This window comes from Sanguibacter inulinus (assembly GCF_013415325.1).
In the GTDB taxonomy this organism is placed as follows: domain Bacteria; phylum Actinomycetota; class Actinomycetes; order Actinomycetales; family Cellulomonadaceae; genus Sanguibacter; species Sanguibacter inulinus.
Window position 1 is genome coordinate 21,758 of sequence record NZ_JACBYE010000018.1, and the last position, 16,783, is coordinate 38,540.

The following is a 16,783-nucleotide window of genomic DNA, read 5'->3' on the forward strand; positions in this document are numbered from 1 at the left end:
GAGGTCGTCCGGACACGCCAAAATCCTGAGGATCCGTGGGCGATACCGCGTGTCCGTACGACCTCGACGAAGAACGTGCGACCTCGTGGGTGTCAGTGCGACGTCGACGAAGGACGTGCGACCTCGTGCGCGAGCATGCGGGGTTGGACGTGAGCGCGCTACCTCATGCGTGAGCGCGCTACCTCGTGCGTGAGCGCGCTACCTGGCGCGCGAGCGCGCTCCCCCGTCAGAGGAAGACCTCACCGGGCTCAGAGGGCGACGACGGCCTGAGACTTGCCGAGGACGCGGGCACCCTCGAAGGTGACCGTGAGGTCGACGCGGGCCGTGCGAGCCTCGAGGTCGATGGCACCGATGACGGCCGACACCTCGACCACGGCCTCTCCCGGGTTCGGCACGGGGACAGGTCGCGTGAATCGCGTCTGGTAGTCGACGACCCGACCCGGGTCGCCCGCCCAGTCTTCGACGAGAGCTACAGCCGCACCCATCGTGAACATGCCGTGGGCGATCACACCGGGGAGACCGACGCCCTGGGCGAAGGTGTCGTTCCAGTGGATGGGGTTGAAGTCTCCGCTGGCACCGGCGTAGCGGACGAGCCTGGAACGGTCGACGGTGACAGTCCTGGTGCCGACGACGGACCCGACCGTGAGGGTCGTGATGTCAGGGACGGGGCTGAGCGTGGTCACAGACCCTCACCTCGGACGGCGAGCGTGGAGCTCACGCTCGAGACGAGCTCGGCACCCTCGGTGCTGGGCGCTGCCTGGCTGGTCGCGGCGTCCGCGTCGGCGGGCAGGGCGTAGATGTCGCAGCGTGTGCTCACCATGGCGAGACCGGCGCGCTCGGTGATCGACACGACGTGCAGGACCGTCACGAGCTCGTCGCCGGCGACGATCGGACGGTGGTGCACGAACCTCTCGTCGGCATGGACCACGCGAGAGAAGTCGACCCCCGCCTCGGGGTCCTCGATGTACTGCGCCTCAGCGCGCTGTGCCACGAGGACCGCGAAGGTCGGGGGTGCGACGATGTCCGGATACCCCAAACCCCGCGCTGTGACCACATCGTGGTGCGCGGGGTGGGACGAACCTACTGCAGCAGCGAACTCACGGATCTTCTCTCGGCCAACCGAGTACGGGGCATTGGCCGGATACTCGCGCCCGACGTAGTCGAGGTTGACCGAGGAGGATGTCATCGCTGCGCTGGTGACCGAGAAGGTCAGCGGGTCTCGCGGTGCGGGTTGTGCTTGCTGCAGCGCGGGCAGAACTTCGCGAGCTCGAGACGGTCGGGGTTGTTCCGACGGTTCTTCTTCGTGATGTAGTTCCGCTCCTTGCACTCGACACAAGCGAGCGTGATCTTGGGGCGAACGTCTGAACTCTTGCTAGCCACGGTCGTGCCACCTCTCGCGCCGCCGGGGGCGCTACGAACTTCGGATGACGCACACCGCCGGCCGGCGCGCGCGTGTTGCCAGTGCTGGTAGCGGGGGCGGGGCTCGAACCCGCGACCTCACGATTATGAGCCGTGCGCTCTGACCAACTGAGCTACCCCGCCGCATCGATGTCCAACGTCTGACGCAGGAGACATAGTCCCACGCCTGACGCCGACACACCAACAGAGCCCCCGATGGGAATCGGACCCATGACCTCAGTCTTACCAAGACTGCGCTCTACCACTGAGCTACGGGGGCAGCGCGGAAAACATTACATGCTCAGGGGCTGGTAGACGAAATCGGCTCCGTGTGGTTCCGATCACGGCCCTGACGCTCCGCGAACGACAACGATACAGCAGCCCAGGAGTGCTTCTGCACACCGCTGCCGACAGCCCGTCGCACCCCCCGGAGAGCACCGCCAGACGGCGGGTTCGCGCGGGATCGGGCGCGGCCAGCTCGCGCCGGACCCACAGGACCGGCAGGGTGCGCCGGGGTCCGCGCGCAAGACCGGTGGGCGACGACAGTGCACGCACGCCGGACCCGCGCGTGACGGCGCAGGCACGCACGACCGGTCAGAGGAGAGCAGAGCAGGCTGCACCCCGACGCCAGACCCGGGAAGCACCGAAGGCGCCACCCTGACGGGTGACGCCTTCTCGTGTGGCAACTGAGGGATTCGAACCCACGTAGTCTGTGACGGCTGATTTACAGTCAGCTCCCTTTGGCCGCTCGGGCAAGTTGCCGTGATGACTTCTGCGGGTAGATCGTGCTGGTCAGCACCCGGACGAGCCGGATGCAGCCACCTACGCTGCAGGAGCACCCCAACAATACAAGAGGGTCCGGCCAGGACGAAATCCGTGGCGCGAAGGTGTCGCAGGACACCCTGACCTGGCAGGCACCAGCGGCGTACGGTGGCGGCGTGACGACATCTCCAGCCTCGCCCACTCCCGCCACCCCGGGGAGTCCCGACGGACCGGGTAGCACCGCCACCGACGCCTCGGCCAGCACCACCTCGACAGACGCAGCCCGCGGATCAGCGCGCTGGGGCCTCACGCTCGGCATCGCCAGCTACGCCATGTGGGGCACGCTCCCCCTCTACTTCCCGCTGCTCCAGCCAGCCGGGGCGCTCGAGATCATCGCGCACAGGATCGTCTGGAGCCTGCTGTTCTGCCTCGTGCTCCTCCTTGCCACCCGGCAGATGCGCGGCTACCTGGCGGTCATGCGCTCGGGCCGCATGCTCGCCGTCCTCTCGGCCGCCGCAGTGCTGGTCGCGGCCAACTGGACCATCTACGTCTTCGCCGTGACGTCGGACCACGTGGTCGACGCTGCCCTCGGGTACTTCATCAACCCGCTCGTCACGGTCTTGCTCGCGGTGCTCGTGCTCAAAGAACGGCTGCGCCCTGCCCAGTGGGTGGCGCTCGGCTTCGGCGGTGCCGCGGTGGTGGTCATCACCGCAGGGCTGGGGACAGTGCCCTGGGTGGCTCTCGGTGTCGCCTTCTCCTTCGGCTTCTACGGGCTGCTGAAGAACCGTGCCGGCCGGACCGTCCCGGCGATCCCCGGTCTCGCGGTCGAGACGACGGTCCTGGCCCCCGTCGCCGTCCTCTACCTCCTCTGGCTGGGCGCACAGGGCACGAGCACCTTCGTCCAGGAGGGCACGGGACACGCGCTGCTGCTCGTGTCCTCAGGCATCGTCACCGCGCTCCCCCTGCTGTGCTTCGGCGCGGCCGCCCGCCTGCTGCCGCTGAGCGTGGTCGGGATGCTCCAGTACCTGGCGCCGATCATGCAGCTCGCGCTCGGGGTGCTCGTGTTCCACGAGGAGATGCCCGTGGTGCGCTGGGTCGGGTTCTCCCTCGTGTGGTGCGCCCTGGTGCTGCTCACGGTCGACGCACTCAGGTCTCTGCGGGTCGCCCGCGTCGCGCAGCGCTGATCTCGCCACCCCGCTCACCGTCTCACCCCGCCTGCCGCTGCTGCCGTCACGCTCCGTTCGCTGTCCCCTCAGGCCCCGCTGAGCACGTCCTGCCGGGTGCCCACGAGCGTCGTCCACACCCCCTCACGCGCCCTGCGCGCATCAGATACCGTTGCCTGAACCCCTATCCCGTCTCACGAGGAGTCTCACCGTGGCCGATTCATCGATGGACATCGTCAGCAAGGTCGACCGCCAAGAGGTCGACAACGCCCTCAACCAGGCGGTCAAGGAGGTCGCGCAGCGCTACGACTTCAAGAACATCGGCGCGTCGATCGCCTGGAGCGGCACCGAGAAGATCGTCATGATCGCGAACTCCGAGGAGCGCGTCCTCGCGATCCTCGACGTGCTGCAGTCCAAGCTCATCAAGCGTGGTGTCTCGCTCAAGCACCTCGACACCGGCGAGAACGAGCCGCAGCTGTCCGGCAAGGAGTACCGCCTCGAGGCGACCCTCAAGGAGGGCCTCGCGGGCGAGAACGCCAAGAAGGTCACCAAGCTGATCCGCGACGAGGGCCCCAAGGGCGTCAAGACGCAGATCACCGGCGACGAGGTCCGCGCCACGAGCAAGTCGCGCGACGACCTGCAGGAGGTCCAGGCGCTCCTCAAGAACGCCGACCTCGACTTTGCCGTGCAGTTCACCAACTACCGCTGACCGTGCCGCTGCCCCGCGTCGTCGCGACAGACCTCGACGGCACGCTGCTGCACTCCGACGGCTCGTTGTCGGAGCGGTCACGTGTCGCGCTGCGCGCCGTCGAGGACGCCGGCGTCCACGTGCTCTTCGTGACGGCGCGCCCGCCGCGCTGGCTCACCGGCCTGGCCGACGCGATCGGCGGGCACGGGCACGTGATCTGCCTCGGCGGCGCGGGGGTCTTCGAGGTCGCGACGTCGCGGGTCAGCGAGGTGCACGCCTTCGGCGAGACGGCGGTCCGCGAGGTCGTCGCCGACCTGCGCCGCGCGGTCCCGGGCATCGCCTTCGGCCTCGAGGGGCCTGACGGACCGTCCTTCGACCCACGGTTCTACGCCGAGGACGACCATGTCGTCGCGGAGGCGCCCCGGGTCCCTGTCGAGGACCTGCTCGACCAGCCTGTCGGCAAGCTGCTCGCACGGCACCGCGAGATGCCCGACGAGACCTTCTTCGACGCCGTCCGGGAGACCGTCGGCGAACGCGCGATGCTCGCCTTCTCGGGGGCCGCAGGTCTCGCCGAGATGACGGCTCCGGGCGTCACCAAGGCGACGGCGCTCGAGCACTGGTGCTCGAGCCGCGGCATCGACGCAGCCGACGTGTGGGCCTTCGGCGACATGCCGAACGACCTGCCGATGCTTCGCTGGGCCGGTCGCTCGATCGCCGTCGCGAACGCGCACCCCGACGTGCTCGCCGCCGCGACCCACAGCACGACCTCGAACGACGACGACGGCGTGGCCCGAGCCCTCGAGGCCCTGGTCCCCGACGTTGTCGAACCTGAGGTCGTCTCTGAGGACCTCACCGAGGAGCTCTCGGGGAGCGTCGAGCAGGACGCAGCCCCCGAGGCCGTCTCCTGACCTGGGTCCACGCCGGATCCTGACCCGGTCCGTCGATCGACGCGGCGGTGCACTCCCTCTCGGGAGGCACCACCACGCGGGCTGGACGCGTGACCGCGCTGCTCAGAAGGTGAAGCGCCGCACCTCGGTGCGCAGCGCCGACGCCATCGCGGCGAGGTCGTTGACCGCCGCCTGCGTCTGCGCGGCGGCCTCGGTCGTGAGCGTGGCGGCACCCGAGACACCCGTGATCGTCGCGGCGATCTCGCCGCTGCCGTCGGCCGCGACCTGGACCGAGCGGCTCATCTCGGCCGTCGTGGCGGTCTGCTCCTCGACCGCAGACGCGATCGAGAGCTGGAACTCGTTGATCTCGGAGATGATCGTCGAGATCTCGCTGATCGCCTCGACGGCCCCGCTCGTGTCGGACTGGATGGACTCGACCCGGCGCGCGATGTCCTGCGTCGCGCGGGCGGTCTCCTGCGAGAGCTCCTTGACCTCGTTCGCGACGACCGCGAAGCCCTTGCCCGCCTCACCGGCGCGCGCAGCCTCGATGGTCGCGTTGAGAGCGAGCAGGTTGGTCTGCTCGGCGATGCTCGTGATGACCTTGACGACGTCCCCGATCTCCCGCGACGAGATGCCCAGACGGCTGACCCGCTCGGTGGTCTGCTCGGCCGAGGCGACTGCCTGCGCGGCGACGCGCGCTGCGTCGTTGGCGGACTGCGAGATCTCCCGGATCGCGGCGCCCATCTCGCCAGCGCCGTCGGCCACACGGCCCACGTTCTGCGACACCTCGTCGGCCGAGGCTGCGACCACGCCCGACTGGGCCGAGGTCTCCTCGGCGGCCGAGGCGATCTGCGCCGCCGTCGCGGAGAGCTCTTCGGAGGCCGCGGCGACACCGTCGGCCGAGCCGACGACCGAGGACATGACCGACCGGACGTCGAGGATCGCAGCGTCGAGGGCCTGCGCCATGCGTCCGATCTCGTCGCCCGAGGTGACACCCGTCGTCGCGAGCAGGTCGCCCTGCGCGAGGCGGTCTGTGGCCTTCTGCACGCGGCGGACGTCGCGCAGGATCGCGCGGGTGACGAAGAAGGCCAGGAGCCCCGAGGCGAGGATCCCGACGGTGAGCGTCACGGCGACGAGGATCATCGCGGCGCGCGCGTTGGCCGCCCCCTCGGCGGCGCGGCTCTCGCCCTGGGCTGCCTGAGCCGTGGTCTCGGCTGTGAAGGGCTCGACGAAGGCCGTGATCATCGGCCGGATGGTCTCCTGGAAGTTCGTCGCGAACCCGGCGTCGTCTCCGGCGTCGGCGAGCGAGAAGAGCTCACCCTCCGAGGCCTCGTAGAAGGCGTCGAGCTTGCTGCGGAAGGAGTCCATGCTCGCGCTGTCGATCTCGAAGGGCGCGTAGTCCTCGATGAGCGCGTCGATCTCGCCGCGGCGCTCGGTGAGCTCGGTGCGCAGGACCTCGCGGGTCTCCTCGTCGGCCATGCCGTACTGGGTGATGCGGGCTCGGTCGCCCTGGAACGCACGCTGGATCTCGCCGAGCACCACCATCGGGGCGACGTTCTCCGTGTAGAGCTGCGCCTGGCCGTCACGCAGCGACGCGATGCGCTGGACCGCGAGCAGTCCGGTGACGAGCGCGGCGACGGCCATGAGGGCGATCGCGGCACCGATCTTCAGACCGAGAGGTCGGTTCGACAGGGAGTGCCACGGGCGGCGGGGGGTGGACGGCATGAGCGTGCTCCTCGATGAACATGGGCGCACCCTGGCGGGTGCTCCACACTCATCGGCCACGCACGTCACGCTGTGACATGTCCCCCGGGTGATATCCGGGGGACGGTGTGACACGGCGTCGGCCGCGCTACCCCGACCTGTCAGTACCGGGTGATCGGCCCGTCCTGCGTCCCCCGGCGGCCTGCAGGTCCGCCGGCCATGCGCTCGAGCCGCTGGATGCGCTCAGGCATCGGCGGGTGGGTCGCGAAGAGCCTGCGGGCCCCACCCCCGCGGAAGGGGTTCGCGATCATCATGTGCGAGACGTCGACGAGACGCTGGTCCTGCGGCAGCGGCGCACGCTGGGTCCCGGACTCGAGCTTGCGCAGCGCGGAGGCCAGGGCGAGCGGGTCACCGGTGAGCTTGGCACCGTCTTCGTCGGCGTCGTACTCGCGGGTCCGCGAGATCGCGAGCTGCACGACCGTCGCGGCGAGCGGGGCGAGGAAGGCCATCGCGAGCATGGCGAGCGGGTTGCCTCCGCGGTCGCGGTTCCCACCGAAGAACATCAAGAACTGCGCGATCCCGGTGATGACACCGGCGAAGGCCGAGGCGACCGACGAGGTGAGGATGTCGCGGTTGTAGACGTGCATGAGCTCGTGACCGAGCACCCCGCGGAGCTCGCGCTCGTCGAGCAGCGTGAGGATCCCCTCGGTGCAGCAGACCGCGGCGTTCTGCGGGTTGCGGCCCGTCGCGAAGGCGTTCGGCGCGGCTGTCGGCGACACGTACAGGCGAGGCATCGGCTGGCGGGCGGCTGTCGAGAGCTCCCGCACGATCCTGTACATCGCGGGCTGCTCGATCTCGCTCACGGGGCGCGCGTGCATCGCGCGGATCGCCAGCTTGTCGGAGTTCCAGTACCCGTAGGCGGTCGTCACGACACCGATGCCGCAGAACAGCACGAGCATCGTGCCGCTGCCCTGCCCCACGAGAGCCCACAGCCCGAGCAGCACGGCCCACATGAGACCGAACAGCACGGCCGTCTTGAGTCCGTTGTAGTGCCTGTGCCCCATCGTGCCCACCTCTGGTCTGAGTCTTGCGTCGTCTATCTGCCACAACGCACGAGCCCCCGTGGGCGTTCCCGTCTCCAGGAAGCTCACAGGGACTCGTCAGCGGCCGGTCAGCCGGGACCGTGCCGTCGGACCGGGGCCATACCGACGCCGGACAGGCCGGGGTCGGTACGGCCGGCGTCGTTCAGCGCCCGAGGGTGATGTCCAGCATCTCCTCGCGCGAGACGACCTTGATGCGCTCGCGCCCGACGGCCTCGCCGAGGGCACGCTCGTGCGCGTCGAGGAGCTCCCAGCCCGACCACTGCACGACCTCGACCCCGCGGTCCGCGAGGAACCCGGTGATCGCGTCGGGCGAGGGCTGGGGCGCTGAGGCGAAGCCGTCCTGGACGCTGTCCTCGACGAGGTGACGGATGGTCTCCGAGGCGTCGGACTTGGTGTGGCCGATGAGACCGACGGGGCCGCGCTTGATCCAGCCTGTGCAGTACACGCCCTCGAGGTGCTCGCCGTCGAGGTCGAGGACCCGGCCCTCGGCGTTGGGCACGACACCCTTGACGTCGTCGAAGGGCAGCTCGGCGAGCGGAGAGCCGAAGTAGCCGACCGCGCGGTACACGGCCTGGACGGGCCAGTCGTGCGTCTCGCCGGTGCGGCTGACGGTGCCGTCGCCGTTGAGGCGGGTGCGCTCGGTGCGCAGCGCGTCGACCTTGCCGTCGCCGTCGGTGTCGAGGATCTCGGCCGGAGCGTGCAGGAAGTGCAGGTGCAGGCGGCGCGAGGCGGAGAAGGTCGACGGGTCCTTGAGGGTCCAGTCGGTGAGGGTCTTGACGACCTGCTTCGTCTGGTTGGACGAGCCGATCGCGGCCATCGAGCCCTCGTCGAACTCGAAGTCCTCGGGGTAGACGATCACGTCGACGTCGGGGACGTGCCCGAGCTCGCGGAGCTCGAGCGGGGAGAACTTCGCCTGCGCGGGGCCGCGGCGGGCGAAGACGTGCACGTCGGTGACGGGCGAGGCCTTGAGACCCTCGTAGACGTTCGCGGGGATCTCGGTGACGAGCAGGTCGTCCGCGTGCTTGGCCAAGACCCGGGCGACGTCGAGGGCGACGTTGCCGGCCCCGATGACCGCGACCTGCTGCGCCTCGAGCGGCCAGGTGGTCGGGACGTGCGGGTGGCCGTCGTACCAGGACACGAAGTCGGCCGCGCCGTAGGAGCCGTCGAGCTCGGTCCCCGGGATGTCCAGGGGGGCGTCGGTGATCGCACCCGTCGAGAAGATCACCGCGTCGTAGAACTCGCGGAGCTCGTCGAGCTTGATGTCGATGCCGTAGTCGACGTTCGACAGCAGGCGGATGTCCCCGCGCTCGAGCACCCTGTGCAGGGCGGTGATGATCTGCTTGATCCGCGGGTGGTCGGGCGCGACGCCGTAGCGCACGAGACCGAAGGGCGCGGGCAGCCGCTCGAAGAGGTCGATGGAGACGTCGAGCTCCGTCTTGGAGAGGATGTCGGCGGCGTAGATGCCGGCCGGTCCGGCCCCGACGATCGCGACGCGCAGCTGACGGTCAGTGCTCACGGAGATGCATGCCTTCCGGTAGGTGTCCCGAGCGCGGCTCGGCAGAGTGGTGCTCCTGGTACTTAGTCTAGGCTTACCCGCGCCGCTCAGGGACGACGGAGGGCCCTGGACAGGCGCACCAGGGGCTCAGCCCGCGAGGCGCAGGCTGTCCTGGATCTCACGGACCTGGCCGAAGAACGCCTCGGTCTGCGGGCCTGTGCACGTGCCCGTGACCTGCACGACGTCGAAGACCGGGCCGTTCTCGAGCACGCACATGCGCAGGGCCTGGACGAGCGTGCCGCCCTTGCCGTCGGAGAAGTACCCCTCGACCCGCATGCCGGGCGCCCCGAGGATCTCCACCGAGTCCTCACGCAGGGTCTGGGTGAACCTGGGCAGGGCCTTGAGGCTCTTGTTGACGGCGGCACGCGAGTCGGCGACGGTGTGGCCGACCCCGAACCTCTGTACCGTGACCAGCACGTTCGGCCGGAACTGCCCCGAGGGGACCTCCGCGGCGAGGGCCAGCGGCAGCCCGACACCGGCGAGGGCGACCCAGCCGTCGGGCTGGTCGATCTCGAGCGCCGGGTACGCCGGGAAGGCCTCGGACGGGAAGGCGAGCGTGCCGGGCATCAGTCTTCGGAGTCCACGTCGAGCAGAGGGAGGTCGGCCGAGGTCACCAGGCGGGAGGTCACCGCGTACTCGACGAGCCGGGCACGACGGTTGGTCGCGAGCTGTTTGGGTCCACCGCGCAGACCCTTGACACCCATGCGGTCCAGCTTGTCGCACACGTTGTCGAGCTTGCGGTTGAACCGTGTGGTCGCCCAGCCCAGGCGCTTGGCGGCCTCTGCGGTCGACGGGATCTCGCTCAGACCGGCGCCGTCGCGCTTGAGCATGGGCTCGCAGAGCGCGACGATCAGCTGCTTCTGGCTCGTGGTGAAGGAGATCACGCCGATGGTCGTCTCGCCGATGAGGGGGTCGTCCGTGAGGACCTCCTGGTAGGGCGAGCCCTCGAGGTGGGCCAGCAGCTCGTAGGTAGTCGGCCCTGCGGTGAAGACGATCGTGGTCGTCTTGAAGACGATGGGCAGCCTGTTGCCGGGCGAGAGCCACGACTGCACGCCGCCGCTCGCGTCGCAGATGGTCGCCGAGATGAGCGACCCGACGTTCGAGAGCCACCAGATGCCGTCCACGTGCGTGATGCGCAAGAACCTGCGGTGCAGGTAGGGGTTGTCGTCGACGGAGAGGTCGGCCTCGCGCCCGATGTCGAAGGGCTCGTCGAGGGACGGCTTGAACCACTCGCCGCAGTAGTCGATCGCCAGCTCGGTCATCGCAGAAGTCCACACTCTCTCTCGTGCCCCGTCAGGGCGTCGTGCTCGCCGCCGGGCTCGGTGCCGACGACGCGTGTGCTCGCCCGCTCGACTCTAGCGGGAAGCGCTGTCAGTCGAGGCATGCCCGCGCCGGGGAGCCGGACAACCGGCCGTCCCGGACGATCGCGACCTCGAGGCAGGGGTTGGAGACCCCGAAGGAGTTGACGCTCGCGCTGAGCACGCTCGTCTGGCGGTACTCCTCGGTCGACGCCGAGCCGATCGTCGTCACCGGGCGGTAGGCGTAGGTGTCGGAGGACCCGGGCTCGGGGTTCTCCCACGAGAACACCACCTGGCTCGAGCCCTCGCTGCCCGTCGCGGTCAGCTCGACCGGGGCGGGCACCGTCGAGGCCTCGAGCAGGTCGGGGCGGCTCATCCGCTCGACGACCACCCCGCCCGCGACGAGGAGCGCGAGCACCGCGGCGACCGACGTGATCGCCGTCGGCGACCTCCAGCGCGAGGGTCGCCTCGGCGGCTGCTGCTGCACGGGCGCGAGCGTGCCGATGCTCAGGCCGGCCGGCTGGCCAGGTCCGCCGGGCGAGCCCGCCTGGGCCTGCGCGACGGCCGGGTCGACCGGACCGACGACCCCGTACCCCGTGGTCACGGGCTGCGCGGCGGGCACCGCGTCGGGGTAGGCGACGGCCGGCACGTAGGGCGAGCCGCCGACGCGCCCGTAGCTGCTGCCCGTGAAGGAGTCGCTGCGGTGGCCCGAGACGGAGTCGACCATGACGCCGTCGCCCGTCGTGCCGGGCTGCAGACCCGAGCGCCAGGAGTCCTCGGAGTGGCCCACCCCGTAGCCCGGGTGGAACCTGTCGCTCGCGAGCCGGATGCGGGTGCCGCCGTCGCCGGTCTCGTCCTGGCCGTCGGTCGGGTCCCTGTCACCGGACAGGTGCGAGATGGTGGTGCTCGTCGAGTCGTCGATGATGTCGATCGACGTGGACGTGAGGTTCAGTCCCGACTGGACCCGCTGGAGGGCGCGCCCGAGGTCGAGCATCGAGGGGTACCGCATGTCGGGTGACTTGGCCATCGCCGCACCGAGCACCTGCTCGAGCTCGGCCGGGACGTCACCGCGGCCGATCGGCGGGAGCGGCTCGTGCGTGATGCGCTGGACGAGCGCTCGCTGGGTGTTGTTGCCCCCGGGGACCTCGAAGGGCGAGCGCCCTGCGAGCAGCGTGTAGATGGTCGCCCCGAGCGACCACACGTCGCTGCGCACACCGCTGCGAGGCTCGGCCGTGAGGTTCTCGGGCGGGGACCACGGGACCGACATGCCGTCGGCCCCGGCCTCGCTCTGCTCGATGGTCGCCGAGATCCCGAAGTCCGTGAGCGCCGGGTGCCCGTAGTCGGTCACCAAGATGTTCGCGGGCTTGATGTCGCGGTGCACGATCCCGTTGCGGTGCGCGGTCTCGACGGCCCCGGCGATCTGGATGCCCACGCGCAGGGTCTCCGCCACGCCGAGAGGCTCGCGCTTGTACCTCGCGGACATGGTCGAGCGGGAGCAGTACTCCATGGCGAGGAACAGCCGGCCGTCGTCGGTCACGTCGGTGTCGAAGATCGTGACGATCGAGGGGTGGCTCGACAAGATCGCCATCAGGTCGGCCTCGGCCGTGAAGGCCGCCCGGGTCGCCTCGTCGGCGCGCTGCGGGAGCAGGACCTTGATCGCGACCTTCCGACGGGGGCGCAGCTCCTGGTAGAGGAAGACGTCGGCGAACCCGCCCGAGCCGATCACGCTCAGGTACTCGTAGCCGGCGATCTCCGGCGGCGCCGAGGGCGGCCTGCGTGCTCTCATGCAAGACCCTCGAAGGTCAGTCGGACCCCGTCGCCGAGGTCGGCGACGTCACCGCTCATGACGAGGGTCGGCTCCTGCGGGTGCAGGCGGCGCGGCGGCTGGCCCGGGCGCAGCAGGGTGGTCCCGTTGACGGTCGTGAGGTCGACGAGGAGGACGTTCCAGCCCTCGAGGCGCACCTCGAGGTGCGAGCGGGAGATGTCCTGGCTCGGGCTCGGCACAGTGACCAGGCGGGGAGCCTGGGCCTGGGCCGTGACCACGTGGGCCTGCGGGTACCGGCCGAGCACAAGAGGCTGCTCGAGCTCGACGACGTCGCCCGTCGAGAGCACGACCCGGCCCAGCGACGGCCTGGGCACCACCTCGGCCTGCGGGTTGAGACCGCCGCCGCACACGGCGCAGGTCGAGCGGACGGGGGTGTTGGCGTGGCCGTAGGCACAGCTGCGGGCCAGGATGGTCGGCACCTGGGAGGGAGCCGCAGCCGGGGCGACCTCGTCTGCGGCAAGCGGGGTACCGGGCAGCTGGACGGTCCACTGCGGGCCTGAGCCCTGCGGGTACAGCGGCGCTGCCGGTGCCGGCGGTGCTGCCGGGCTCGGCGCAGACCAGCCGGCCTGCTCGGGCGCCCGGTCCGAGGTGGGCACGGGGCCGGTCCCTGCGGGGAGCGCCTCCCCCGGGGGCATCTGCGGAGCCGCCTGGTACACCGGGTACGGCGCGTGGCCTGCGGGTGCCGGCTGGTCCGGGTGCTGGTCCGCGACCGACGGCGCAGGCCACGACGCGGCGGCGGGCAGCGGAGCGGCCGGCGCCGGCTCCGGCGGGGGCGGCGGGACCGGGGGCAGCCCTGTGCTCGGAGCGGGCACTGAGGGCGTCACCGCGCTCCCGCCCGCGCTCTCGTCGCGCCCGGCCGCGTCGTGAGCGGCCTCGTCGGGAGCAGCCTTCTTGAACCGTGCCTCGTCGAAGCCTCCGGTCTCGGTCTCGGCCGAACCGGTCTCGTCGACCTGGGCTGCACCGACCGCGCCGTCTCCGCGCTCGCCCTCGTCGAGCCCGGGTTCGACGGGCTCGGCGTGGTCGGGGCCGGTCTCGGCGACTGCTGCGGCGCGCGCAGCGAGCACGCCGCGCACTCCTTCGAGGGAGAACACGGTGTCTTCGAGGTCGTCGTCCGACTCGGCCTCGTCGGTCGAGACAGCCGCGCCTGCTGAGACGGCCTCGTCGTCGGTCTGCGCGCCCGTGGCCACCAGGGCGGGTGCCGCAGAGTCCTGGACGTCGTCGGCCTGCGGTGCAGCCTCGTGCGCGGGGGTCCCCTCGACCTGCTGGATCTCGTCGGCGAGGCCTTCCGGGGGCGCGTCCTCGGCCGCGGGCTCGTCGGTCACGGGGTCGCCGGTCACGGGGTCGTCACCGGTCACGGGGTCGTCACCGGCCGGGTCGTCGCCCGCGAGCTCGTCGGTCGGCGCCTCGGGGAACTCCCCGAGGGTGCGGGCGAAGTCCGGCTCAGCGGGGTGGACGGGGACCATCGCCGGGTCGAGGCCGGAGACCTGCTCCTCGCGCTCGGCGTCGGCAGCCCGTGCGTCCTCGCGCAGCTCGCCACCCTCGCGCACCTCGTCGTCCGCGCCGCTGTCCCCGACGGCGGCGACGGCTGCGACAGCCGCGAGCCCGTCTTCGTCGATCGTGTCGTCGGCGGTCCCGACAGACGCGACGTCCGTCGCCGACGCCCCCGCTGTCGCACCGGCCTCGTGCGGGCGCTGCCAGCTCACCGAGCGGGCCGTGACGACGCCCGTGGTGAGGGCGAGGGTCAGCGCCGCCTCGAGACCGGTCTCTCCGACGGCGAGCTCGTAGCGGTCGACGTCGGTGAAGCGCTTGTCGGCCCACGTGGTCATGCCGAAGGCCTCGATGGTCTCGCTGCCGACCTCACCGGCCAGGTGGACCGAGACCCGGCCACGGGCCACGACGTGCAGGACCCCGGTCTCCTCGCCCTCAGGACCGGACTCGTGGACGACCACGCCGAAGTCCGGGAGCTCGCGCAGCGACGGGTCCAGGACTGTCGTGAGGCTGTCGAGCACGTCGGCCATGCCGTCAGGGCGCCCGAGGGTCTCGAGCGCGGACCAGATGGCCGAGACCGCTGCCGGCTCGACGGCGTCGTCGAGCAGGACGACCACGCCGGGCCTGACGAGGGCGAAGGCCGTTCCGGGCGCGTAGCTGATCGACATCTCTTGTTCATCCTCACACCGGGGTCGGCAGCGCCGCGTGCTCGCGCTGCCGTGGACTTGGTTCTGCCTGGACGGTACTGCGTGGTCGCCCGCTCTGCTACGCGGAGACGGACCGTCCCGTCCAGCTTCCATGCGGGGGCGGCGCGGGGACCTGGTTTGCGGGGGTCGGGGCGACGTCCACCACGACCACCGTGACGTTGTCCCGGCCACCGGCGAGCAGGGCCGCGTTGACGAGCTGGTCGGCGGCGAGCTGGGGGTGCGGCTGCTGGCGGAGCACCTCGGAGATCTGGGCGACCGAGACGTCCTCGGTGAGTCCGTCGGAGCAGATGAGCAGTCGCTCCCCGGGCACGATCGGCAGGCTCCAGCAGTCGGGCTCGGGCTCGACGGTCCCGCCGAGCGCCCGGGTGATCACGTGCCTGCGGGCGAAGGTCCGCGCCTCTTCGGGCGAGACCTCGCCGGCGGCGACGAGCTCCTGGACGAGGGAGTGGTCGACGGTGATCTGCTGGAGCTCGGAGTTCAGGAAGCGGTAGGTGCGGGAGTCTCCGACGTTCGCGACGAGCCAGGTGGGCACCCCGTCGCGCTGGACGACCACGGCCCCGGTCATCGTGGTGCCGGCGTGCCGTCCGGGCTGGGTCGCGATCTGGGTGACTGCCCGGTGCGCCTCGCGGATCGTGGCGTGCAGCTCGTCGAGGGTCACGTTGTCGGACTCTGCGAGGGCGCAGAGGACCTCGACGGCCGCGGCACTCGCCCGGGCGCCGCCCTCGTGACCACCCATGCCGTCGGCGACGAAGTAGACCCCGCGCTCGGCGTGGAAGGCGTCTTCGTTGGCGGCCCGGCGCCGGCCAGGGTGCGTGGTCGCACCCCATCGCAGGGCGCTGACGGCGTGCCGCTGATCCACTGCCCGTCACCTGCCTGTCGGTCTGTCGGTCTGTCGTGCACCGACGTCTCGCGGTCCGTGCTGGGCCGCGTCTGTCGGCGTCCTGGGGGCGCCGCTCCGCCCGTTCGGGCAGGACTGACGCTAGTCGCCCGTCCGAGGTGCTGCGATGGGGACTACTCCCCCGCAGTCACGGGCTTCTCCGGCGTGCGCGGACTGACGTGTCGTGCGAGTCAGAGTCACCGTCGCCGAGCAGGACGCGAGGGGTCGCGTCGAGCGTCTCGACGTCCGCCCGGCGCACCCGGGGCGACGAGCCGTCGCCCCGTGCTGCCCAGCCTGTCGGGGGGTCAGGCTGTCCGGTCGACCAGGGACTCCGCGAAGGCCACGAGGGCGTCCTTCACAGGACCGTCCGGGAGGGGGACGAGCTCGGCGACCGCGTCCTGCGCCCAGGCGACAGCCTGCGCGCGGGTCTCCTCGACGACGGGGTGAGCACGCAGGGCCGCGACAGCCCCGGCGAGCGCCTCGTCGGAGCTGAGGTCGGAGTCGAGGAGGGCGAGGATCGCGAGGTCGTCGGGCGACGGCTGGGAGCTCGCGGCGACGTGGCTGCGCAGCAGGAGGACGGGCATGGTCGGGACGCCCTCGCGCAGGTCGGTCCCCGGGGTCTTGCCGGTGAGCGCACCGTCGGAGGTGAGGTCGATGACGTCGTCGGCCAGCTGGAAGGCGACGCCGACCTTCTCGCCGAAGTTCGCGACGATCTCGACGATCTCCGGGCGGCACCCTGCGTACCTGGCGCCGAAGCGCGCGGAGGTCGCGATGAGCGAGGCGGTCTTGTCCGAGAGCACCTGGAGGTAGTGCTGGACGGCGTCTTCGTCGGGCCTGGGGCCGACGGTCTCGTGCAGCTGGCCGAGGCACAGCCTCTCGAAGGTCTCGGCCTGCCAGCGGACGGCCTCGGGGCCGAGCCCGGCGACGGTCACCGAGGCCCGCGCGAAGAGGAGGTCGCCGGTGAGGATCGCGACAGAGTTGCCCCACACCTCGTGCGCGGCGGGTGCGCCGCGGCGCAGGGGCGCGGAGTCCATGACGTCGTCGTGGTACAGGGTCGCCAGGTGGGTGAGCTCGACGACGACGGCTGCGTCGATGACCTCGGGCCTGGCGGACTCGCCGAGCTCGGCGGTGAGCAGCGCGAGCAGGGGGCGCAGGCGCTTGCCCCCGGCGTCCACGAGGTGGCGGGAGGTCGTGTTCGCGAGCTCGTCCGCGTGCGTCACGGAGTCGCGCAGACGCTCCTCGACGTAGGCGAGCCGTGCGGCCAGCCTCTCGGCAAGGTCAGGGTCCGGCACAGGCAGCCCGATCGAAGCAGTAGTCACGAGGTAGAA

General features: G+C 71.0%; 15 protein-coding genes and 3 tRNA genes. 3 read left to right on the forward strand and 15 right to left on the reverse strand.

Annotated features, from left to right (window positions below; genetic code table 11):
• Positions 1-248: 248 nt before the first annotated feature.
• From HZZ10_RS09055 to HZZ10_RS09080, 6 genes are all read right to left on the reverse strand, one after another.
• Entirely contained in the window at positions 249-683 is a 435-nt protein-coding gene (locus tag HZZ10_RS09055) for a MaoC family dehydratase (RefSeq protein WP_179913260.1), read from the reverse strand.
• On the reverse strand, positions 680-1,186 hold the full coding sequence (locus tag HZZ10_RS09060) for an FAS1-like dehydratase domain-containing protein (RefSeq protein ID WP_056136610.1): 507 nt from the start codon (positions 1,184-1,186) through the stop codon (positions 680-682). The genes HZZ10_RS09055 and HZZ10_RS09060 overlap by 4 nt, the downstream gene beginning before the upstream one ends.
• 23 nt (positions 1,187-1,209) lie before the next feature.
• On the reverse strand, positions 1,210-1,380 hold the full coding sequence (gene rpmG / locus HZZ10_RS09065) for a 50S ribosomal protein L33 (protein ID WP_082544193.1): 171 nt from the start codon (positions 1,378-1,380) through the stop codon (positions 1,210-1,212).
• Positions 1,381-1,465: 85 nt separating this feature from the next.
• A tRNA-Met gene (locus tag HZZ10_RS09070) sits at positions 1,466-1,542 on the reverse strand.
• A 64-nt stretch (positions 1,543-1,606) separates the two neighbouring features.
• Positions 1,607-1,678 (reverse strand) — tRNA-Thr (locus HZZ10_RS09075).
• A gap of 400 nt (positions 1,679-2,078) precedes the next feature.
• A tRNA-Tyr gene (locus HZZ10_RS09080) sits at positions 2,079-2,160 on the reverse strand.
• Between the two features lie 176 nt (positions 2,161-2,336).
• On the opposite strand from HZZ10_RS09080, the gene rarD reads away from it, so the two are divergent.
• From rarD to HZZ10_RS09095, 3 genes are all read left to right on the forward strand, one after another.
• Positions 2,337-3,344 (forward strand): EamA family transporter RarD, encoded by a 1,008-nt coding sequence (rarD, locus tag HZZ10_RS09085; RefSeq protein ID WP_308507541.1) that lies wholly within the window; start codon positions 2,337-2,339, stop codon positions 3,342-3,344.
• Positions 3,345-3,534: 190 nt separating this feature from the next.
• Complete coding sequence (locus tag HZZ10_RS09090) at positions 3,535-4,032, forward strand: YajQ family cyclic di-GMP-binding protein (RefSeq protein WP_200945532.1); 498 nt, start codon at positions 3,535-3,537, stop codon at positions 4,030-4,032.
• A 2-nt stretch (positions 4,033-4,034) separates the two neighbouring features.
• The gene (locus HZZ10_RS09095) at positions 4,035-4,919 is read left to right on the forward strand and encodes an HAD family hydrolase (protein ID WP_179913261.1); all 885 of its coding nucleotides are present in this window, start codon (positions 4,035-4,037) and stop codon (positions 4,917-4,919) included.
• Positions 4,920-5,021: 102 nt separating this feature from the next.
• Here the strand turns inward: HZZ10_RS09095 and HZZ10_RS09100 are convergent, their stop codons facing one another.
• The 9 genes from HZZ10_RS09100 to HZZ10_RS09140 all read right to left on the reverse strand — a co-directional run bounded on the left by HZZ10_RS09100 (position 5,022) and on the right by HZZ10_RS09140 (position 16,774).
• Positions 5,022-6,623 carry a methyl-accepting chemotaxis protein gene (locus tag HZZ10_RS09100; protein WP_056136606.1) on the reverse strand — a complete coding sequence of 534 codons (1,602 nt, stop codon included), beginning with the start codon at positions 6,621-6,623 and terminating at the stop codon, positions 5,022-5,024.
• Positions 6,624-6,763: 140 nt separating this feature from the next.
• Positions 6,764-7,666 carry a zinc metalloprotease HtpX gene (htpX, locus tag HZZ10_RS09105; protein WP_179913262.1) on the reverse strand — a complete coding sequence of 301 codons (903 nt, stop codon included), beginning with the start codon at positions 7,664-7,666 and terminating at the stop codon, positions 6,764-6,766.
• A gap of 181 nt (positions 7,667-7,847) precedes the next feature.
• Positions 7,848-9,221 carry an FAD-dependent oxidoreductase gene (locus HZZ10_RS09110; RefSeq protein ID WP_179913263.1) on the reverse strand — a complete coding sequence of 458 codons (1,374 nt, stop codon included), beginning with the start codon at positions 9,219-9,221 and terminating at the stop codon, positions 7,848-7,850.
• A gap of 126 nt (positions 9,222-9,347) precedes the next feature.
• Positions 9,348-9,827: an LpqN/LpqT family lipoprotein gene (locus HZZ10_RS09115; RefSeq protein WP_179913264.1), complete on the reverse strand. Its 480-nt coding sequence runs from the start codon at positions 9,825-9,827 to the stop codon at positions 9,348-9,350.
• Positions 9,827-10,522 (reverse strand): hypothetical protein, encoded by a 696-nt coding sequence (locus tag HZZ10_RS09120; RefSeq protein WP_056136600.1) that lies wholly within the window; start codon positions 10,520-10,522, stop codon positions 9,827-9,829. The genes HZZ10_RS09115 and HZZ10_RS09120 overlap by 1 nt, the downstream gene beginning before the upstream one ends.
• A gap of 109 nt (positions 10,523-10,631) precedes the next feature.
• The gene (locus tag HZZ10_RS19155) at positions 10,632-12,344 is read right to left on the reverse strand and encodes a serine/threonine-protein kinase (protein WP_218928609.1); all 1,713 of its coding nucleotides are present in this window, start codon (positions 12,342-12,344) and stop codon (positions 10,632-10,634) included.
• Complete coding sequence (locus tag HZZ10_RS19495) at positions 12,341-14,539, reverse strand: FHA domain-containing protein (protein WP_179913265.1); 2,199 nt, start codon at positions 14,537-14,539, stop codon at positions 12,341-12,343. The genes HZZ10_RS19155 and HZZ10_RS19495 overlap by 4 nt, the downstream gene beginning before the upstream one ends.
• A 97-nt stretch (positions 14,540-14,636) precedes the next feature.
• A complete protein-coding gene (locus HZZ10_RS09135) occupies positions 14,637-15,437 on the reverse strand; it encodes a PP2C family protein-serine/threonine phosphatase (protein WP_179913266.1) in 801 nt (266 codons plus the stop codon).
• Between the two features lie 323 nt (positions 15,438-15,760).
• Positions 15,761-16,774 (reverse strand): polyprenyl synthetase family protein, encoded by a 1,014-nt coding sequence (locus HZZ10_RS09140; RefSeq protein ID WP_179913267.1) that lies wholly within the window; start codon positions 16,772-16,774, stop codon positions 15,761-15,763.
• Positions 16,775-16,783: the final 9 nt, after the last annotated feature.